Genomic DNA, 22,158 nt, shown 5'->3' with positions numbered 1-22,158 from the left:
TTATGCATTGATGGTATTAAAAAGCTCAAACAACCGCTCAATTTCAACACATTGTTATAAAAAAGGTTAAAACAAACACAAACTGGAATAAAAGTCATAAAACTCTATAATTCAATTATATATGGGGAATTAGGCCATTTCACGAATTTTTTCTTGCCATTTACATCATTAAAAGAATGCAAGGAACTGCAAGAACAAAACCAATTTTAATCTATAAACAAAAAACAAATGAAGAAAAACTACGCAATGACATTGCTTTTTCTATTTGGTTTTCTGGTGAGTATCCCTCTCTATGCCCAGCAAACGGTAAAAGGAAAAGTAACAGCTCAGGAAGATGGGGGACCTCTTCCTGGAGCAAGTATTATGATCCAAGGTACCAACACCGGCACTGTATCGGACATCGATGGCTTTTATAGCATCGAAGTTCCAAATTCAGATGCTGTATTGGTTTTCTCTTTTATAGGGTTTGATTCAAAAAGTCTTACCGTAGGCTCAGCCACTACATTGGACGTAGTGCTAGCTACAGCTGCTTCTGATCTTGATGAATTTATTGTGACAGCTTTTGGTATTTCCCAAGAGAAAAAATCATTGGGTTATGCAGCTCAAAGTATCGATTCTGAAGCTATCACCACTTCAAAACAACCGAATATTGTGAACGCCCTTCAAGGCCAAGTTGCAGGTGTACAGGTAACCAACTCAGGTGGAGCCCCTGGCCAATCAGCAAGAATTATTATTCGTGGCATCAACTCATTGGATCCAAGTGCCGATAATCAACCGCTATTCGTTGTGGATGGTGTTCCAGTAGATAACTCTACCGTAGAATCTTCAGGTACTCCAAGAGGTATGACCAATAGAATTGCGGATATCAACCCGAATGATATTGAGACCATGTCTGTGCTAAAAGGTGCAGCAGCAACTGCTCTGTATGGTGTGCGTGCTGCAAATGGAGCTGTAATTGTTACTACCAAAAAAGGTAAAGCAGGACAAATTCAGATAAATGTCTCCAGTTCATTTGGAATGGATAAGTTGGTCAAAAAACCAGCACTTCAAGATCAATATGGACAAGGCTTTAGTGGTTCAAGAGATGATTCAAGTTTCTGGCCATCTTGGGGAGCTAATATCGCTGATGAAAATGATCCGAGCTATGTATATCAGGACAATTGGACCAATGCTTTCAACACAGGAAAAACAATTGATAACACTGTCAGCATCGCAGGAGGTAATGAAAATGCAACATTTTATGGTTCTTTTGGCCAGTTAGACCAAGAGGGAATCATCCCTTTCTCATCTTGGGGAAGAACGACTGCTAAGCTTTCAGGAACTGTAAAAGCAAGCGAGAAATTTAACTTTTCAGGATCCATCAATTACTCCAATTCAGGAGGGAATAGAGTTCCACATGACAGATTCTTGGAAAGAATGATGTACTGGTCTGAAACTACAGATGTGAGAGATTACATCAATGAAGACGGCACCATGAAGACTTATGGAAATACAAATCCAATTTATGATGCGCGTTTTGCAACTTATGAAGATGATGTAAATAGATTAATAGGAAATATTAATCTGAATTACAGCCCAACAGATTGGTTAATGCTCTCTTACCGATTGGGAACAGATTTTTACAGTGATAGCCGAACAGAAATCACCCCTGGCCCAATGGGAATCGATGGGGAACTTGCACTGAGCTCTACTGGTAACATGGAAGAAACCAGAATCAACAGCAAAGACCTCAATTCCAATTTCTACATTACCTTGAAAAAGCAGTGGAATGACAACTGGAACACGCAGCTTAGGCTTGGTAATGATGTATTCGAAAGAAAATACGACCGTATTTCTCTTTCAGGAAGCAACTTCGTTATTCCAGGTTTCTACAATTTGAGTAATATGACTCAGTTATTTGGAGGACAAGGTAAAAGTATCAGAAGATTGGTTGGTTTTTACGGGGACCTGATGGTAGATTATAAAAACTTCCTTTTCTTAAACGTTACTGGAAGAAATGACATCTCCTCTACTTTGCCAAAAGACAATAATTCATTCTTCTATCCTTCCGTAAATCTAGGTTATGTATTTAGCGAGAATTTAGATTTACCATCTTGGTTTACGTTCGGTAAGTTAAGAGCATCTTGGGCTCAGGTAGGTAAGGATACCAACCCACATATCTTGGGATCAACCTTCGTTTCTCCTTCTATTTTCCCACTGAATGGGCAAGTAGGTTTCTCGAAGAACTCTACTTTTGGCGATCCAAATTTGAAGCCTGAGCAAACAAATTCCGTGGAATTTGGTACTCAATTAGCCTTCTTTAATAATAGATTGAATTTGGATGTGACTTACTATAAGTCAAATGCAGCAGATCAAATCATTCCAGTTCCAATTTCAGATGCGACCGGTTTCTCTTCTTACATCACAAACGCCGGTGAAATCGAAAATAAAGGATTTGAAATCGTATTAGGAGGTTCTCCAATTGAAACTGGAGATTTCCGTTGGGATGTAACTGCAAACCTCACAACTAACAAAAATGAAGTGAAATCAATCCGTGAAGGAATTGATCAAATTGTAGTGGGTAGCCAATTTGGATATGCCGGGGCTACTACAACAATGATCTTAAGAGAAGGAGAAGCTTACGGAAACATTTCAGGTAGCTATTATATAAGACCTAATATGGCAGAGGGAGCAACTGAATTGGATCGAGGATTGACACAACAAATTGGTGCGAATGGCTTCCCGGTAAGAACGGGTAACCAGATCATCCTGGGTAATGCTATTCCAAAATTCTTTGGAGGTTTGAGAAATCAATTCACATACAAAGGTCTTGAACTTTCTTTCCTAGTCGACTTCAGAGCAGGATTAGATCAATATGATCAATTTGGAAACTTCCTCTCTGCATTTGGTAAGCAGGAAGATGCTAACAGAAGAAATGATACCGTGGTATTCCCAGGAGTCCTCTCTGATGGATCTCAAAACACTAAAGAAGTTTGGCTAGGCCAAGGAGTTGGACCTGACGGAGTAAATTATGGAGCTGGTTACTGGAGAAACTATTACCGAGGTGTTTCTGAAAACTTCGTGAATGATGCAAGTTTCATCAAGCTAAGAAACGTCACTTTAGCCTACAGTCTACAGCCACAACTATTGGATAGAACTCCATTTAGATCTGCTAGAATATCATTAGCCGCAAATAACATTATCCTTTCCACACCTTGGGATGGTTTTGATCCAGAGTCATTCTCGGCAGGTGCAGGAGGAAATGCAGTTGGGTTCACTGGGCTAGGTTTCCCAGGTGTACAGAGCTATTTCGTCACTTTGAATTTAGGTCTATAACCACTAAACCAACAGAAACATGAAATTCAATAATAAAATAAAAGCAGTTTTGGGAACATCCTTGATTCTAACGGCTTCGGCTTGTGATTCATATTTGGATGTCAATGAGAACCCAAACAACCCGCAAGACGCTCCTATCTCAGGTCTAATGACCAACATTACTTATGAGACTAGCTTAAATGTATATAGAGAAGGTAGCGCCGTTAGCAATTACGTGCAATACTTGGCTTCACCAAACCCTGCAAGTGGGTCAGATACCATGGAGCCACTTAATTTCAGCAGCATGTGGTTTAGTCTTTACAATGTAATGACTGATTTGTACACTATGAATGAAAAAGCTGAAGCTGAAGGTGCTCTTCAGTACTTAGGAGCAGGTCAGGTATTAATGGCATTGAATCTTGGAATGACGGTAGATTTGTTTGGAGATGTACCATTTTCTGAAAGTTTTAATTTCAGTACGGTTACACCTTCCTATGACGATGACCAGGCACTTTATGGTAATGTCATCAGTCTCCTAGATCAAGGAATAGCTAATTTGAATCAAGAATCAAGTTCTTCTATCGGAAATGATGATTTCATTTATCAAGGAGATATCGACTTATGGTTGAAGTTTGCCTATACTTTAAAAGCCCGTTACATGATCCATATGAAAGGATCATCTGGCTACAGTGCATCAGAAGTTCTTGCTGCTGCAGCAAATGGATTCACTTCAAATGATGAAAATGCATCAGTTACATTCTTTGAGCAACGTTTTAACCCATGGGCTCAAGACGCAATCAACAATGCAAACTTGCTATTAACTGGCTGGATTTCTGAGCAGTTTATTCAAGCGTTGGATGGTACTTCTTATCCTACTGTTGATCCTAGATTGAAGCTTATGGTAGGAACAACAGATGATGGAGAATTCTTAGGTACCGTAAATGGTGCTGGTCGTGGCAATGCTCCTGAGCAAGGTGCTCGTTCTACTTTGGTGGAAGGACAGTATTATACTTCTAGACAAGCACCTCTTTTGATAGCAACATTCGCTGAATTAAAATTCATTGAAGCAGAAGCTGCTTTTGAAACAAATAAAGCTACGGCATATGCTGCTTACCTAGCTGGAATTAATGCTCATATGGATATGCTAAGTGTTCCTGAAGGTGAAAAAGAAACCTACCTAGCCGATGCCAGTGTTAGTATGGGATCTGATGCTTTGACTATGGCTGACATTTTCAAGGAAAAATATGTAGCTATGTTCCTACACCCTGAAACATGGAATGATGCTAGAAGATTTGATTATGCCTATAAGGACATGACTCTTCCTGAAAACTTAAATCCAAATTTGGGTAACGATTATATCAGAAGATTGGCTTATCCTGACAGTGAAGTAAGTAGAAATGGATCAAATGTCCCTTCTGTAACACTTCTTGACAGAATCTGGTGGGACCAATAATACCTTGACCCTTTTACTAAGTCTCCTATCCTACGATAGGAGACTTTTTTATTTTAACTTAAGACCACAAAGCACTCCAAATGAAAAACCTATTCCTCTACGCATTGATTATTCTGAGCTCATGTACCGTTCAGCGTATCAACAAATCCCTCACTAAATCTGATGTCTTCGAAAAAGGTCATTTAGGATTTATGCTAGTTGATCCAGTTAAGGACAAGGTGCTGGTTGATATCAATTCAGACAAATATTTCATCCCCGCATCAAACACTAAACTATTCACATTTTACACCTCCTACTCAATTTTAGGCGATAGTTTGGTCAATGGATTAAATTATTTAGAACGTGGCGATTCGTTGATTTTTTGGGGAACAGGCGATCCAGGACTATTACATCCTGATCTTAAAAATGACGTGGCACTGGAGTTCTTGAAAAAATCAGACAAGAGATTGTTCCTCCTAGATAATTTCAGCCAAATAGATGCTTTCGGTCCTGGATGGTCTTGGGATTGGTACAACTATTATTATGCAACTGAGCGCTCAGCTCTACCAATTTTTGGCAACGTAGTCAGGTTCAAATTAGAGGAAGGCCAAAATAGATTCACAATCAACCCGAAACGTTTTACCAATTTTCTTGCTGCTGAAAAAACAGATGATTGGAAAGGATATAGATTTAGAAGAGATCGGTATAGCAACCTTTTTAGCTATCAATTGGAGGATGACAACAAAGTAGATCCCTTTGAAACAGATATCCCTTTTGTGACTTCACCCGAATATGCTGCACAATTCCTTACAGAGGAAACAGGCAAGAAAGTCACTTTAATCAAGGGTGGGAATTACCTGACAGAGGAACCTACCAAACTCTTAACTACTCCAGCAGACAGTATTTATGCACAGATGATGAAAATCTCTGATAATTTTTTAGCTGAGCAGCTCATGGTATTAGTTTCAGATCAATTAAACAACACCTTGAGTATTTCAGACGCAATAGCTTATTCTAAGGAGAATTTATTAGCAGACTTACCCGATGAACCACTTTGGGTAGATGGATCAGGACTTTCTGCTAAAAACATGTTTACACCCAGAAGCATCATCGCACTTCTAGGCAAAATCAGAGCAGAAGTGCCTTTCGAAAAGATCAAAGCTTATTTCCCCGCCGGTGGCGAATCGGGTACTATTCGAAATTGGTACCCAGCAGATGATGGTCAGCCTCCTTATATCTACGCCAAAACTGGGACACTATCCATGAGTAATGCGCTTAGTGGCTACTTAATTACCAAAAGTGGTAAAATCCTACATTTTTCATGCTTAATGAATAACTATCCTATTTCAGGAACTGAGTTAAAAACAGAATTGACAAAAGTGCTTTATTACATTCACGACAAGTATTAATTCCTGAAATCGGGCATTAAAGAACCCTCACTTTAGCTAGCGGGAGGACCCATAAATCTATTATAGACACATGAAAAAGACACTCATATTAACTCTATTCATTTCATTCTTATCACAGCTAATTCTTGCCCAATCCTTCACTATGGAGCAAGTGGGAAAATTCAGTTTCCCTTCTGAACTGACCTCCTCGCCTTCAGGGGAGAAAATAGCCTGGGCGATGAATGAACAAGGAAAACGGAATATATACTGGGCTGTGGGTCCAGCTTTTGAGCCGAAGAAACTGACGGATTTTAATGAAGATGACGGACAAGAAATCAGCAGCTTACAGTTCACACCAGATGGGAATTGGCTAGTCTTCGTTCGTGGTGGAGACCATGGAGGAGGTAATGCTTCCTCCACCGTCAATGCTCAGAATCTACCAAAACTCCCGAAAGTAGAAATCTGGAAAATCAATCTAGAAGATGGCAAGGTTGAAGCAATCACTGAAGCTGATGATCCATTTGTTGGAGTCCCTCATCAATTAGGTTACATAAAAGCAGGCCAAATCTGGACTGTAGATTTAGAATCCTCAGCTAACCCTTCTCAACTTTTTGAAGGAAAAGGAAACGTCAATTACGCACAGTATTCTCCAGATGGAGACAAATTGGCTTTTGTATCAAACAGAGGTTCGCATTCTTTGGTTGGAATATATCAGAATGAGGCAACTCCCATACAGTGGATTTCCCCTTCATTTCATCGTGACGTACTTCCTCAATGGTCTCCTGATAGCAAAAAACTAGCTTTCATCAGACTTCAGGGAGGAAAAGGAGCTGCATTTGATCTTTTGGAACCAAGACACACTCCCTGGGAAATATGGATAGCAGATGTCACTTCCGGAGAAGCAAAAAACCATTGGCAAGCACCAGAAACTCTTAGAGGGTCATACTCCTATCCTTTTTTCTCATTCAGTTCCGATGGAAATCTGATTTTCCAATCTTATGAAGATGGTTGGCAGCATTTGTACTCACTAGAAGTTGATACTGGAAAAACATCTCTTCTCACCCCTGGTAATTACATGGTAGAGCAGATTAAAATCAGCCCTGACAAGTCAAAACTGGTTTTCTCCGGAAATACCGGATCAGAACCTCAAGATCTGGATCGAAGACATATTGGAACCATTGATATAGCCGACAAAAAATTAGCTTGGGAAACTACTGGAAATGGCATAGAAGCCTATCCAGTCTGGGTCGGCAATGAAGGCAAGAAAGCTTATTTCAGTGCAACTGCGAAGCGCTCGCATCTGATCGCAGTGAATGACGGTAATAAAACTAAGCTTTTACAAGAGTCTGTTATACCAAATGATTTCCCTCAATCTTCGCTAGTTGTTCCAAAACAAGTGAAATTCATTGCCCCAGATGGCACTACAGTTTATGGGCAATTATTTGAGAAAGAAGGTGGTCCCGCCAAAAAGCCAGGAATTATTTTCGCTCATGGTGGACCTCAGCGTCAGATGTTGTTGGGTTGGTCCTATATGGATTATTACTCTAATACTTATTCTGTCAATCAGTATTTGGCTGAACTTGGTTTTGTGGTTTTATCTGTGAATTACCGGCTGGGGATTGGCTATGGTTACGAGTTTCATCGTCCTTCCTATGGCTATTATCAAGGCGCAGTAGAGTATCAGGACATCAAAGCTGGAGGTGAATTCCTTGCTGACTTGCCTCAAGTCGATAGAGATAAAATCGGAATTTATGGAGGGAGCTATGGCGGTTATTTGACAGCTTTGGCTTTAGCTCGAGATTCAGACTTATTCAAAGTCGGTGTGGATATTCACGGTGTACATGATTTGGATGGAAGGTATGAACTTCCAGAAACGTATGAAATGGCAGCGGATTTAGACAAAGCAAAGAAAATAGCCTGGGAATCTTCACCAATGGCCGATTTGGACACATGGACTTCACCAGTTCTATTTATACATGCAGACGATGACCGCAATGTAAGCGTAAGTCAAACTGCAGATTTGATTAGAAGATTTGAAGAGCTAGGAAAACCCTATGAATCCATTCTAATTCCCGGTGACACACATCACTGGATGAAGTGGTCAAATATGATCAGAGTAGATCAGGCGACTGCAGATTTCTTGAAAAAACACCTCATGGACTAGTCAATAATTAATGCTACAATTAAAACACATCCATCACATTGCAATTATATGCTTTGATTATACCCGTTCAAAAAATTTCTATACTGAAATTCTAGGTCTTGAAATCGTAAGAGAAGTATATCGTAAGGAAAGAGACTCATACAAACTGGACCTTTGCCTTAATGGAAATTACGTTATTGAGTTATTCTCATTTCCTTCTCCGCCAGAGCGAGTTTCCAGACCGGAAGCAGCTGGTCTCAGGCATTTGGCTTTCGCTGTGAAAAATTTAGATGAATGCGTTGAACATCTAAAAGAGCATCAAGTTATCATAGAACCTATCAGAATAGATGAATTTACAGGAAAGCGCTTCACATTTATCGCCGATCCAGATGAGTTACCAATTGAATTTTACGAAGTCTAGGACATCTATAAATCAAAAAAAGCCCGAAGAAATTTCCTCGGGCTTTCGGATATAAACCAAATTAAGATTACAAATTAAGAAGGATTTTGAACCATATTATCATTTGCGTTCAACTCATCAATAGGAATTGACCACTGCCAGTTATTAGTACCTGCAGGCTCAGTGAATTTACCGTTTATTACAGATTCCACATGGTTAGCACCAGTTCTATCCAAAGGTAAGTTCAAACGCTTCAAATCATAGAACCTGAAACCTTCGCCCCAAAGCTCTATTCTTCTCTGAATCATAATCTCATCGATCAATGCTTGGCCTGTATTTGTGGACAAAGTATAGGCATCGTCTCTAGCAGAAACAAGTTCAAAAAGAACTCCTGCTGCTTGAGTGTCACTACCTGATCTAGCTAAAGATTCCGCTTCAAGCAAAATCATTTCTGCAGCTCTCATGTAAGGCACATCACCTACGGAAGAAGCATTACCCTGAGCAATGAACTTACGGTTCATGTAGTCTCTCTTAGAGAAACTGGTAAGTGTCATCTCATCAATGAAAGGATCTCTTAAAGCAGGCTTAGAAGCATTTGGATCCCAAAGACCTTTTCTAGCATCTGTGTCAGGAATCATATCATAAAGCGTACTGTTAATTGCTTTAGGATTGTTTCTAATGTTAGTCGAGCTAAAATTCAGAGACATGTAAGCAAAGAACGAAGCAAAATAAGTTTGCTGATCATCTACTTGTCGACTACCCCAGATCCACTCCACATTAGAAGTATTATTGAAGCCTTCGTAAAGGGCACTCTTAGACATAAGTGAATAGCCTTCTCTTGCATCATTTGCAAGTGTAGCAGCAAGTCCATAATTGCCCTGAGTAGCAGCAACTCTAGCTTTGATACCCTTCACCACATTTATATTCAAGTGAGATTTAGCATTTCTACTTTCGTCAAGTAAGTCAATAGCAGCATCAAGATCCGCATTGATTTGAGTATACACTTCCTCTACCGTATTTCTTGCACCACCTTCTGTGATTGGCTCTGTTACTATTGGAACTCCCAATTGGCTATTGCTACCAGCAGCATCATAGCGCTGAGCATACAGTTGAACCAAGTTGAAATGTGCCCAAGCTCTGTAAGCTAATGCTTGACCAGTGATTTCATCCTTCTCAGACTGAGGACCTACTGCCTCATCAATACCTTGCAAAATCATATTGGCATTACCAATAATCTTGTAATAATATCTCCATACAAAGCGAGAATCGCCACTAGTCTCTAAATTGAGGTTTTGCCATCTACAAATTGACACATACCAGCCGTTGCCTTGAGTAGTCATTACCACATCATCCGCTAATACTTCTCGCATGATCATCACTGCACCTTCCGCAGCTTGTCCTTGGCTATCGAACCTCAAAAGCAACATTCTATGAATACCATTCAAAGCCGCCATGGCATTTTGAGTAGAGGTAAACACAGCTGATGCAGATACTGCATCCGTTGGAATAGTATCCAAGTAATCATCTGCGCAGCTAAAATTCATTAAAAGCGCGACTACAACTATTGATTTAAATATCTTCTTCATAAGTATATCAGATTATAGGTTGACATTAAGACCAACCGTAAAGGTTCTTGCTGGAGTGTAGGTATTGGATGTAGTACCGGCAAAATTACCTGACACATACATTCCTTGTCTTTTAGACATCCATCCTAGATTTTCTCCTGCTACATATATACTAGCACCCGCTACGCTAATTCTCTGCAATAAAGACTTAGGCAAGGTATAGCTCAGATTTACTGATCTTAAGTTGAGGTATGAACCATCAATTAACCATCTATCAGATGCAGCATTTGTTTGTGCAGCACCAGTAACATCCATTTTTGGAACATCTGTGATATCACCAGGATTTTGCCATCTATTTAGTACATCCGTAGATAGCGCATTTCCATTAGGATCAGCACTCATCAAATTTGCATAAACTCCATCATAGATTTTACCACCTACAGAATAAGACACCAATACATTTAAAGAGAAGCCTTTATAAGTGAACGTATTAGTTACTCCACCGAAGAAATCAGGAATTGAAGTTCCAGCGTAGTGATATTTAGCATTATTCTGACGAGTAGTCACAGTATCCTGACCTACAATTCTGGTAGTAGCATCATTTTCAGCATATTCCTCAGCTCTATAAAGACCTTCTCCTGTTGCAGAATCTACTCCCATCCATTCTCTCAACCAGTAGTCATAGATTGATTTACCTACCATTAGCTTCTTGGTTCCGGTGATCTGCTCTTCAAAAGGAAGTTTTTTGAATTCATTTTTGAAAGTCGACACGTTAAGGCTTGCAGTCCATTTGAAATCATTATTTCTAATAATATCTCCTTGGATGCTGAATTCAATACCCGTGTTAGAAAGAGTACCAATATTTTGAGACTTACTTGAAAGACCAGTAGTCAATGATAAAGGAACATCAAAGAGTAGGTTTTGAGATTCTCTATTATAGTATTCCAAAGTACCAGAAAACCTGCGACCAAACGCAAAATCCAATCCTATATCGTATGTATTATTGGACTCCCACTCAAGATCCTCTGAGGCAAGGCTTGCCTGCAAAATACCTGGTTCAGAAGCGTTATTATAACCTAAGTCATAAAGTGCCTGCCATGGATAAAACAACGTATTACCATTTTGCTGCAAATTATTATTACCTACCTCTCCGTAGGAAGCTCTCAACTTCAACATATCAAAGAACTCAACATCAAAGAAAGATTCCTTATCAATATTCCAAGCAGCACCAGCAGAAAAGAAAGTACCCCATCTTACATCTTGATAGAATCTTGATGAACCATCCGCTCTGTATGATCCAGATATTGAGTACTTGTCATCGAAAACGTAATTCACTCTTGAGAAAACAGATTCAATTCTATCTCTATCTATTCTACCATTTGCAGAGCTAATAGTCACAAAGTTGCCTGGCTCGATATTACCAGCCAAGATTTGATCCTGCTTAGCAAGCGACTGAAAGTTTAATTTGTAGTCGTAGTTCTCATGACCTACCAAAACCTCAACAAAATGTTTCTCTTTAAACGTATTCGTATAAGTCAACAACTGGTTGAAAGTATATGAATTTATTCGAGAGTTGGCACGATTGGTACGCCCAGCTGGAGCTCCATCACCTACGATTGGGTTGTCATAACCTATATCTAGGTAAGAAGTTACATCAGTGGCAATGTTCGTTCTCAAAGCAAAGTTCTTTAGGAAAGTAACTTCAGCAAAAGCACGAGCTGACATCACGTCTCTGTCAAATTTATCAACGTTTAGCAAGGCTTCCTGATACGCATGGCGTCCTGGAGATCCACCAGTTCCTCTTCTTGGAAGGCCCATTCCAATTAAATCACCTGTATCAAAAACTCTTCCTCCAAATTCATCCAAAATATAACCACCTGTCTGAGGTGTTTGTGCATATACAGGATAAATAGGACCCATATTTCTTGCGAAGAACATTGGGTTCACATAATTCGTGCTTCCACCAGTTCTAGCATTGTTGCCTTCACTCATTGTAGCCGAAAGATTCACGCCTGTTTTGAACCAATCTGTAGCCTGTGTATTAATATTCAGACGACCAGTAAATCTTTGGAAATCTGAATTGATGATAAATCCTTTCTCATCCAAATAACCAACAGAAGCGAAATAATCAGTTTTACCTGATCCACCACTATAGGTCATATTGTATTCAGACCTACCTCCTTTTTCCACAATATCATCAAACCAATCTAAGCTTTGGAAATTGTTAACTGCGGAAGAATTCAACGTACCATCTGTACCTACAATCTGATTGTCTGGAACATTATACACATTGTACCCCAATACACCAATCAGGTTTTCCGATGCATAGGTGTTTGCAATTGCAAGATCTTTTCCGCCAGTTAGCTGACTGTTTCTCAATGATTCCCAAACTAAAGGATAATACTGATCAGCATTAACTCGATCATATTCAGGAAGTGCTCTGCTTGCTGTACCTTGCTGTACTCTGAAAGTAAAGTTGGGCTTGTTCTTTTTACCTCTTTTAGTAGTGATCATAATCACACCATTTGCAGCTCTTGAACCATACAATGCAGTAGAAGATGCATCTTTAAGGATAGTCATATCTTCAATATCCTCAGGATTCAAGTTTGAAATAGCTGCATCATAAGGAACACCATCTACTACATATAGTGGAGAACTGGATGCGTTTACTGATCCGACGCCTCTAATTCTAATATCAGGGGTTGATCCTGGCTGACCTGATGCCGAAGTAGTAATGACACCCGGAGACTGCCCCTCTATTGCATTAGCAACGTTGTTAATAGGACGATTAGCTATCTGATCACCTTTCAAAGAAACAGCCGATCCGGTAAAGTTGCCTTTATCTGCTGTACCATAAGCAACAATGATCACTTCATCTAGATTCTGTAAATCTGTCTCCATAGTCACATTCACGACAGATCTATTCCCTATTATTTCTTCATGGGAACGAAAGCCAATGTAACTAAACACCAAAGTGGTTCCCCCTGCTGGTACATCTATGGAATAAGTACCATCAAGATCAGATACTGCACCAATGGTAGTACCCTTTACCAAAACACTGACTCCTATGAGTCCTTCTGGATCTTGGGCTGATACTAGTTTTCCTGTTACAGTTCTGCTTTGAGCAAAAGCTGAAACACTTACTAGCAACCCCAGGAGTAAACTAAGTAAAGTTTTTTTCATAAATTTTAATTAAAGGTTAACATAAATCACAGCCTTCGTTGACTGCTTAATTGTAAATTATCACTTGACTGAAACTGAACTCTTATATTGACAGGCGAAAAAATGATTTTGGGAAAATCGTAAAAGTCAACTCTTTTCTCGAAATGCTATAAAAACTGTTTTTTCAAATTTTTACACATTTTGAATTTTTTTCCCTGGTATTTTAAACAGGAAACTTGATACAATTCATTATTGTTTTGAATCATTGTGCAAAAATAACCTGATATACATAAAATGAGCAAGCCGTTTAAATAAAAAATGAACGTAAAAAATCGTGTACAACGAATAAAACATAAAACCATATTCAGCTGGACAATGGATATAAATTAAAAAAACCCTTCCTAAAACATATTTCAAGAAGGGTTTTCACTAATAGAAGGGGTAATTATTTGGTCCGTTCTATCTCATTTTTATTCTTCACATATTTCTCTAACCAAGTATCCATTTCCCACAACATATGGTTAATAGACTCTTTTGCAGAATACCCATGGCTTTCATTTGGTAAGAAAACTAATCTTGCTGTTGCTCCATGACCTTTCAATGCATTGTAATAACGCTCTGACTGAATTGGGAAGGTACCCGAGTTATTATCTGCCTGTCCATGAATAAGTAAAATCGGAGTTTCTACTTTATGCGCAAAAGAGAATGGAGACATATTGAAGTAAACCTCTGGAGCTTCCCAATAGGTTCTTTGCTCATATTGGAAGCCAAAAGGGGTCAAAGTCCTATTATATGCGCCACTCCTAGCAATTCCAGCTGCAAATAAGTTAGTATGTGAAAGAAGATTTGCAGTCATAAATGCACCATAGGAGTGACCACCAACAGCGATTCTATCTCTATCGCCAATCCCTAGATTCACTATTTCGTCTATAGCGGCTTCAGCATTTGCAACAAGCTGATCGATAAAGTAATCATTAGGCTCTTTATCACCTTCACCAACGATTGGCATTTCAGTTCTATCCATAATCGCATATCCACGCGTAACCCAGAAAAGAGGAGACCCGGAACTCACACGAGTAAATGAATACTGCGATCCTCTAACCTGCGATGCCACCTCTTTTGACTTATATTCCCGAGGATACGCCCACATCAAAACTGGTAAAGGTGCGTCTTTACCTGCTTCAAAACCTTCAGGAGTATAAATCACCGCCGAAAGTGTCAAACCATCCTTTCGCTTATAAGTAACCAATTGCTTTTGAATGCCCTTAATGGATTCAGAAGGATTATCAAAATTAGTAAGTTGCTGAGGCGCTATTCTTTTCTTAGTATTTACCAACCAATAATTCGGCTGAATATCTGTGCTTTCTTTGATCGTAATAAACTCCGAAGCATCATCATTTAAGACTTTTGACACACGCTCATAGAAAGGCGCCTTTGACCTCCATAAAATATCCTCTTCCTTCGTCTTTGTATTGAACGTAGATAAGTATGGCATATCTCCTTCAGAAGAACCACCTGGACTAGTCATATATACTAAATCACCTTTTCTCAGCAACACATTTTCTCCGAATTCATTTTCTACCATTACTGGATCACCTGGATCATTGTACAAATCATCCGAAGAACGTTCGATAATTACTTGCTTGGGCTGAGAAGGTTTAGAAGGGTTTATTACTGATCGCATATCCTTTCTACTTCTAGACCAACGCTCACTCATGATGGCGAACGAATCGTCTGACCAATCAATCCCAGCAAATCTATACGCCGAAGTAGCTAGTTTTTGCTTTGTTCCTGCAAACGGAGCTGCCAATGTGTATACAATTTCACGCTCTTCCATGTCGTTACGAGCATCGCCCCCATCCTGTGCTTCTACCCAATAGAGTACTGCTGGCTTATCGGCCCTCCAACTGATACTTCTCGGCCCGGTCACTGTCGCATCAAAGCCCGTTGGTCTATTTTCATCCAAGGGGATTTGTGCCAATGCTTTAACTTTCGCGCCAGCTTTTGTCCAAATTTCTACATCATATGGAAATCTACTCGCTGGCACTAAATAGGAAAATGGCTTTTTGATCAATTCCACCATTATATAGTTTCCGTCAGGGGATAAATCTATTGACTTAATCATCCCAGCTGAACCTACTGGCTTTTTGGTTCCATCCAAATCTACTTCCATCAATTGCGAGTCCATGAAATAAGCAAAGAGTGTTTCATCGTATGGATTCTCTAGCAGGTCTTGATACGTTCTGCTAGGCGCTGCATCGCCAGTAGTTTCTTGTATAATAGGTCCTGCAGGAGCGGCTGGCCTTATTGGAATAGCACCTCGAGTTGGATTCACAGCTTTCACAAGCAGTTTATTACCCGGAGTCCAAAGCACAGAATTCCCATAAACATCATTAATTATTTTATCGGTCAGTTTTTTAGCTGAATTAGAGCTCAAATCAACTATCCAAAGACTAATTCCATCAGACTCTGTCTGAGTAAAAACCATATACTTCTCGTCATGCGAAAATCTAAAGTCGCCCATATTAGGCTGAGCAGGCAATCCCGAAATCTGAATCTCTTCGCCTGTTTGAGTTTTTTTGATTTTGATATTCTCTACACCTATCTGACGGCTAGGCCCTGAAGTAGCAGGATTGATTCTCATACCAGCAATTCTCAATTCAGGCTCAGAGAGAACTTCAATACTTGGATTGTCCGACCTCTCCATCAGGATCATCCAATCACCATTTTTACTAAACCTTACAGAAGGTGTACTTGGTGCATTTACTAAATCAGCAATGGATTTTGGAGGCGTTTGATAAGTATTTTGTGCCGTTACTTCAAACCCAAAAAAACCGAGTAGAACAACTAACACAAAGATTATTGAAGCTCTTAATTTCATTATATTATATTTTGGTCAATGAAAAATACCACAAACTTTTCAGGAGCACATTTAGATTAAGATGAAAGGCGAAAAAACCATTTAAACTACAACTTATTGAATAAATCAGAAAAAATAAAAGGGAGATTTACCATCTGTACAGGAAAAGGCTACTTATTGACTTAATTTTTAACCTAAAGCTACAAAACCGTAAATTCAGCTACTATGTCAGGACCAAAAACCAAAGCAACAGATGAATCAGTTGAAGACTTTCTTAACGCAATAGAACATCCTCTCCGAAAAGCTGATGGGCTGAAGCTTTTACAACTTTTCAAAGAGGAAACTTGTGAAGAACCAGTCATGTGGGGATCAAGTATCATTGGTTTTGGTAGCTTCAAATACAATTCAGGCAAAGAAATAGACTGACCTCCCGTAGGCTATTCCCCTAGGAAACAATCTTTATCTATCTACATTATGTTAGGAGAGGCAGATCTGTAACCTTTTCTAGCGAAATTGGGTAAACATAAAAAATCAAAAGGATGTCTCTATATCCACAAATTCTCTGATGTTGATGAAGGTGTTTTTAGGGAAATGATCCGAACTTCCATAAATTTAGTCCGAACTAATAACCCACAACACTAATATGCTACATGTTTTAAATGGTGATTCGTTGGCATCTTCATTTCCAGCAAGCATCCCCGGCGAAATTGCAGTCGCGAAGGAATGCCTAGTGGATGGTCCAGTAGATGCTGACTCTATCGAAGAGCTTTATGTGATTCGGGATAAGTACCTCACTACAACTTACCCTACTGCTTCTGATGAGAATTATTACACCAAAGTAGTCCCTGAGTTTAAAAAAATCCTAACTGCCTCACATGAGACAAAAGTCTATCTCTGGTTTGAGCATGATCTTTTTTGTCAGGTGAATTTATGGTTTGTGATGCATTTGATGGAAAAGCATACGGGCTCGGTATACCTGATATCTCCTACCACTGATTTAATCGAAGGTTTTGGAGGAATGAACGAGTTGCAACTGGAGCAAGCATTTAGAGATGCCAAATTGCTAACCGCAAACGAAAAGCACATTTTAAGTCATATGTGGGAGCTATATGAAAGACCAGACATTTCCGAAGCACTTACGCTTTCTAAGCAGGTCAGTCCTGAGCTACCTTTTCTACTTCCAGCTGTACAAGCATGGAAAGATTCCATTCCTCATGGAGAGTACCTTGGCAAACCAAAAGAAGCATTGAAAGAAATTGCAGCTCAATTGGAAACAGATGATTTTGGGAAAATTTTCAGAGCATTTCACATAAAATATGCAATTTATGGCTACGGCGATTTGCAAGTGAAACGACTTTGGGAAGAATTGAAAAAAGAAGAATCCGAATAATAAGATAGAGGAGCTGCTCAAAACAGCTCCTCTGTTTTAATTCAATCAATCTATTTGACGTAACATTTTTTCAGAAGCTTCAATTGTTCCTTTATATTTTTTGTACACAAATCGGGTCAGTAAGAATATAAACAATAGTCCTGAGGGTATGTAAATCATCCAAAATGTAGGGTTTTGAATCTTTTCAATTGAACCATTCAGCTCTGTAAGTGGGGGTATTAAGGTGAATAAAAGTACAGCTCCCAAGATCATTCCGTAGCGCTGAACCTTCCAAAATCGGATCTTACTTTTATTAAACTTTTCCAAAATCACTGCCGGAGCTTCTAAGTCAATTCGAACGCTTCTCATACCTTTTATCGCTGTCAAGCTAGCCACAGGAAGTGCGATCATGATGAATATATTCACCAACGCAAAAACTTGATTGTACCAAATTTCAAAATCTGAAAAACGGGAAAGAAAATACATTGCATAGCCAGCACACACGATAGACCCAAGGATTTCAGGAATCCTGACACTATTAAGACTGCTTCTGAATTTTTGCTTGGTGATTTCCATAAGAAGTTCTTTTTGAATTTTATCTTGTTTTTCCACCTGCAGGCTGAGGTCAGCCCAAAGGGATTTCATTTCATCGAGTTCCATCTGTAGTAGATTTAGGATTCATTTCTGATTTTAATTTTTGCCTGATTCTAGACATTCTTGTCCCCACATTACTCACAGAGATTCCGGATATCTCAGCAATTTCCTCGTAGGTTTTTTCTTCCAAAAACAGAAAGATAATTCCACGGTCAAGCAAGTTCAATTTTCTAATTTGAGCATAGAGCAATTGGATTTTCTCCTCTTTCTCTGAATCGATTGATTCAGAAAACTGAATAGTCACCTGATCAAAAGGCAGGGTATTCAATTGCTTTTTGGACTTATTCAAATGAGTAATAGCCGTGTTCATCCCTACCCTATAGAGCCAAGTGCTCGGTTTCGAAGCTTTTTTGAAATGATCAAAAGACTTCCACGTCTGGTACACGATCTCTTGATACAAATCATCCTGTTCGGCTTTTTCCTTCGCATAAATCGTAGCGATCTTGTAGATCAGTCCCTGATTTTCATGGATAAGATTGACGAACTGTTCCTCTTTACTCATTTGATTTCATTTACTCCATTAGTCTATGATCTTTGAGAAAAATCACAGAATTGCTGAAAATTATTTAGAAAGTATCCAAAATTAATTGGAAACGCATATTTCTTTCAGTTAGGGAATCGAGTCACAATGCTTAATTTCGGGTATGCAATGGTCCACTGAATTCACAATTCCTGAATCACAATTCCCCATCTCCCATCAGAGCAAAACCCTAAGTATGGGTTCTTGCTTTGCGCAGACGATAGGACAAAAAATGATAGCTGCTAAAATGGATTGTATCGTGAATCCTTTTGGGACGATCTTCCATCCTCTGATTCTGGGTGATCTGCTGGACCATGCAATGTTTCAGGACAAGCTGGAGAAAGACGGGATTCTGGAGCGTGACGGACTGTTCTTCTATCTAGGAGCACATTCTGACTTATATGCTGAATCGCCGGAGGAACTCAAACAGAAATATGCTCATCAGCTTGCTACTGTCAAGCAATACCTGGAAACCGGCACACATCTAATCCTGACCTTGGGTACAGCATGGATTTACGAGACAGAAGAATTTGGCAGAGTGGCCAATTGCCATAAACTTCCCCAAAAGCAGTTTCGAAAGAAACTCGTGCCGCTGGACGAAATGGAATTACATTTTAGCCACATTTTTGGGAATATCTCCAGAGTTTTTCCCAATCTAAAAATCATCCTTACAGTAAGCCCAGTCCGTCACACTAAAGATGGGATTCCGGAAAATCAGCTTAGTAAAAGTTTACTTCGGGTACTTAGTTCGCAGTTGGAAAATCGCTTTTCATTTGTCTCTTATTTTCCAGCTTATGAGGTGATGATGGACGAATTACGTGATTATCGTTTTTATAAAAAGGACCTAATTCACCCATCTGAAGAAGCCGAAGATTATATCTGGGAAAAGTGGAGTAAGTCTCATTTCTCTTCGGAAACGCAGGAAAAAGTCAATCAAATTCAAAAAGTGAAACAAGAACTAGCCCACAGACCACTCAATCCTAAAACTGAAGCACATCTGACGTTTCTTACAAATCTTCTCCAAAAGCTGGAACGATTGAATGAGAAATTTGATTTTTCAAAAGAAATCGAATCCACTTCTTTTCAACTTTCCAACTTTTAACCTTACAACAATTCGCCCTGGATACCAATGACTGATTATGTTTTCACAGCAAATTGTGTCAGTCCGAGCGTCCCGATAGCTATCGGGATCGAGGACAATAATTTTACATGAATTTAAAAGAGCCTTCGATTTCGAGACTCTCGTCTCTCAAGTGCTCAGGCGGACAACGTCATCGCTCCTTTATAAATTTTAAATTTTCATTATTCAGTGTGACAAGTTCCAACTTTACCATGCCAAAACACACCAATAAACTTTCAGAAAGCCAATCCCCCTACTTACTCCAACACGCACACAATCCTGTGGACTGGATGCCTTGGGGAGCAGAAGCTTTGGAAAAAGCGAAAAGCGAGAACAAACCCATTTTAGTTTCCATTGGCTATTCGGCCTGTCATTGGTGTCATGTGATGGAGCGTGAAAGTTTTGAGGATGAAGCTACAGCGGAGGTAATGAATGCACATTTCGTTTGCATCAAAATCGACCGGGAAGAGCGTCCAGACATCGACAATATCTATATGGATGCGGTGCAGGCGATGGGATTGCAAGGCGGTTGGCCTCTGAATGTATTTTTGATGCCAAATCAGAAGCCTTTTTATGGCGGTACCTACTTCCCAAATCAGCAATGGAAAGGTTTGTTATCAAACATCGCCAAAGCATTTGAGAAAAATGAAGATCAATTGGCTGAAAGCGCCGAAGGATTTGGTACCAGTCTCAATAGAAAAGAAACCGAGAAATATGGAATTTCTGCCGGAAATCAGGAATTGGATCCCGATGAACTCGCAGAGATTGCTACCAAGATAATTGCTCAATTTGATTCAGAATGGGGGGGAATGAATCGTGTTCCGAAATTCCCTATGCCGGCAATCTGGCATTTCATTCTAGACTATGCCGTGCTAAGTAAAAATGATCAAATGCTAGAAAAAGTCTTTTTCACCTTGAAAAAGATTGGAATGGGCGGAATCTATGACCAGTTGAGAGGTGGATTTGCCCGCTATTCTGTAGATGGAGAATGGTTTGCTCCCCACTTCGAAAAGATGCTTTATGATAATGGACAACTTTTGGAATTGTATGCAAAAGCATATCAAGTAAGCAAAGATAATTTCTTCAAAGAAAAAGTCACTGAAACGATTCAATGGCTAGATGCAGAAATGCTAAATGGCGAAGGTGGCTTTCATGCAGCTCAGGATGCAGATTCCGAGGGAGTGGAAGGCAAATTCTATGTCTGGACCTATGAGGAATTGAAGAAATTGATTCCGGAAGAATTACCATGGTTTAGTAAACTGTACAACCTAAAACCGGGAGGAAACTGGGAAGAAGGAGTAAATATTCTTTTCCAAACAGAAGACGAAGCAACACTAGCGGAAGAGTTTGGAATGAGCTTGTCTGAGTTCAAATCCAACTTAAAAAAGGTAAAAGCACAACTGCTCGAGGTGCGAAACAAACGGATCTATCCCGGGAAAGATGACAAAATTCTGAGCGGCTGGAATGGTCTGATGAGCGCTGGCTTGATTCAATCCTATTATGCAACCGGCGAAAAGAGCATGCTGGAATTAGCTATCGGAAATCTGGAATTTCTCCAAGAAAAACTGTTGATAGATGGTGTGCTTCACCGAGCGTACAAAAATGGAAATGCATATACTCCCGGGTTTTTGGAAGATTATGCAGCTGTGATCAGAGCGTCCATGATGGCTTTTGAAGCAACTGGAGATGCTCGATGGTTGGATTTTGCAAGGTCACTCACTGATTTTTGCATCGCTCAGTTTTACGATGAAAGCGACGGCTTTTTCTTTTTCAACAATCCCAAAGCAGAAAAGCTGATAGCCAATAAAAAAGAACTTTTTGATAATGTGATTCCTGCTTCCAATTCAGTTATGGCAAGGAATCTCCATCGCCTTTCACTTTTCACTTACGAAGAAAAATACTCGGAAATCGCCTCCAAAATGCTCGGAGGAATGAAAGAACTCATCCAAAAGGAGCCTAGCTTCCTTTGCAACTGGGCAAATCTATTTTTGGAGAAACTGGTCCCAACAGCGGAAATCGCAATTGTCGGAAGCGGAGCATTGGACAAGGCTAAGGAATTTCAGCAGAGCTATTCTCCTAACATGATATTGGCTTACTCAGAAAGTTTGACAGAAAATGCCGCAATTCTCTCCGATAAGACTCCCGATCCTCAAGGAAATGCCTTAATTTATGTTTGCTTTGATCATGCCTGCCGCAAACCAGTCGGTACGTATGATGAAGCCATTTCACAACTCCCCTATTTAGCCTGATC

The 22,158-nt window shown here is 39.6% G+C and carries 14 protein-coding genes; 9 read left to right on the top strand and 5 right to left on the bottom strand.

Annotated elements, in window-relative coordinates; all coding sequences use genetic code 11:
- The first annotated feature begins 228 nt into the window (after nucleotides 1-228).
- The 5 genes from ESV85_RS04915 (at nucleotide 229) to ESV85_RS04895 (ending at nucleotide 8,678) form a co-directional block, all read left to right on the top strand.
- Nucleotides 229-3,315 carry a SusC/RagA family TonB-linked outer membrane protein gene (locus ESV85_RS04915; protein ID WP_146915334.1) on the top strand — a complete coding sequence of 1,029 codons (3,087 nt, stop codon included), beginning with the start codon at nucleotides 229-231 and terminating at the stop codon, nucleotides 3,313-3,315.
- Nucleotides 3,316-3,334: 19 nt separating this feature from the next.
- Nucleotides 3,335-4,747 (top strand): SusD/RagB family nutrient-binding outer membrane lipoprotein, encoded by a 1,413-nt coding sequence (locus ESV85_RS04910; RefSeq protein ID WP_146915332.1) that lies wholly within the window; start codon nucleotides 3,335-3,337, stop codon nucleotides 4,745-4,747.
- A gap of 80 nt (nucleotides 4,748-4,827) precedes the next feature.
- A complete protein-coding gene (locus ESV85_RS04905) occupies nucleotides 4,828-6,135 on the top strand; it encodes a D-alanyl-D-alanine carboxypeptidase (RefSeq protein WP_146915330.1) in 1,308 nt (435 codons plus the stop codon).
- A 70-nt stretch (nucleotides 6,136-6,205) separates the two neighbouring features.
- The gene (locus ESV85_RS04900) at nucleotides 6,206-8,278 is read left to right on the top strand and encodes a prolyl oligopeptidase family serine peptidase (RefSeq protein ID WP_146915329.1); all 2,073 of its coding nucleotides are present in this window, start codon (nucleotides 6,206-6,208) and stop codon (nucleotides 8,276-8,278) included.
- 10 nt (nucleotides 8,279-8,288) lie between these two features.
- Entirely contained in the window at nucleotides 8,289-8,678 is a 390-nt protein-coding gene (locus tag ESV85_RS04895) for a VOC family protein (RefSeq protein WP_146915327.1), read from the top strand.
- Nucleotides 8,679-8,752: 74 nt separating this feature from the next.
- Here the strand turns inward: ESV85_RS04895 and ESV85_RS04890 are convergent, their stop codons facing one another.
- From ESV85_RS04890 to ESV85_RS04880, 3 genes are all read right to left on the bottom strand, one after another.
- Nucleotides 8,753-10,243, bottom strand: a complete 1,491-nt coding sequence (locus ESV85_RS04890; protein WP_146915325.1) for a RagB/SusD family nutrient uptake outer membrane protein — start codon at nucleotides 10,241-10,243, stop codon at nucleotides 8,753-8,755.
- Nucleotides 10,244-10,255: 12 nt separating this feature from the next.
- Nucleotides 10,256-13,405, bottom strand: a complete 3,150-nt coding sequence (locus ESV85_RS04885; protein WP_146915323.1) for a SusC/RagA family TonB-linked outer membrane protein — start codon at nucleotides 13,403-13,405, stop codon at nucleotides 10,256-10,258.
- A 424-nt stretch (nucleotides 13,406-13,829) separates the two neighbouring features.
- A complete protein-coding gene (locus tag ESV85_RS04880) occupies nucleotides 13,830-16,265 on the bottom strand; it encodes a S9 family peptidase (RefSeq protein WP_146915321.1) in 2,436 nt (811 codons plus the stop codon).
- 204 nt (nucleotides 16,266-16,469) lie between these two features.
- Between ESV85_RS04880 and ESV85_RS22450 the strand changes: the two genes are divergently transcribed.
- Both ESV85_RS22450 and ESV85_RS04870 read left to right on the top strand, forming a co-directional pair.
- Nucleotides 16,470-16,670, top strand: a complete 201-nt coding sequence (locus ESV85_RS22450) for a hypothetical protein (protein ID WP_223275910.1) — start codon at nucleotides 16,470-16,472, stop codon at nucleotides 16,668-16,670.
- Between the two features lie 217 nt (nucleotides 16,671-16,887).
- Complete coding sequence (locus ESV85_RS04870; RefSeq protein WP_146915319.1) at nucleotides 16,888-17,634, top strand: DUF1835 domain-containing protein; 747 nt, start codon at nucleotides 16,888-16,890, stop codon at nucleotides 17,632-17,634.
- A 45-nt stretch (nucleotides 17,635-17,679) separates the two neighbouring features.
- On the opposite strand, the gene ESV85_RS04865 is transcribed toward ESV85_RS04870, so the two are convergent.
- Both ESV85_RS04865 and ESV85_RS04860 read right to left on the bottom strand, forming a co-directional pair.
- Nucleotides 17,680-18,273 (bottom strand): hypothetical protein, encoded by a 594-nt coding sequence (locus tag ESV85_RS04865; protein ID WP_146915317.1) that lies wholly within the window; start codon nucleotides 18,271-18,273, stop codon nucleotides 17,680-17,682.
- Nucleotides 18,260-18,769, bottom strand: coding sequence for an RNA polymerase sigma factor (locus ESV85_RS04860; RefSeq protein ID WP_146915315.1), 510 nt, complete (start codon nucleotides 18,767-18,769; stop codon nucleotides 18,260-18,262). Before ESV85_RS04860 ends, ESV85_RS04865 begins: the two co-directional genes overlap by 14 nt.
- A gap of 142 nt (nucleotides 18,770-18,911) precedes the next feature.
- Here ESV85_RS04860 and ESV85_RS04855 point away from each other — a divergent pair, with 142 nt between their 5' ends.
- Together ESV85_RS04855 and ESV85_RS04850 are read left to right on the top strand one after the other, a co-directional pair.
- Complete coding sequence (locus ESV85_RS04855; protein WP_146915313.1) at nucleotides 18,912-19,889, top strand: GSCFA domain-containing protein; 978 nt, start codon at nucleotides 18,912-18,914, stop codon at nucleotides 19,887-19,889.
- 230 nt (nucleotides 19,890-20,119) lie between these two features.
- Complete coding sequence (locus tag ESV85_RS04850; protein ID WP_146915311.1) at nucleotides 20,120-22,156, top strand: thioredoxin domain-containing protein; 2,037 nt, start codon at nucleotides 20,120-20,122, stop codon at nucleotides 22,154-22,156.
- Nucleotides 22,157-22,158 lie beyond the last annotated feature (2 nt).

The organism is Algoriphagus aquimarinus, assembly GCF_007997215.1.
Lineage (GTDB): Bacteria > Bacteroidota > Bacteroidia > Cytophagales > Cyclobacteriaceae > Algoriphagus > Algoriphagus aquimarinus_A.
The sequence above is the reverse complement of the archived record's forward strand: the minus strand, read 5'-3'. Positions and strand labels throughout refer to the sequence as shown.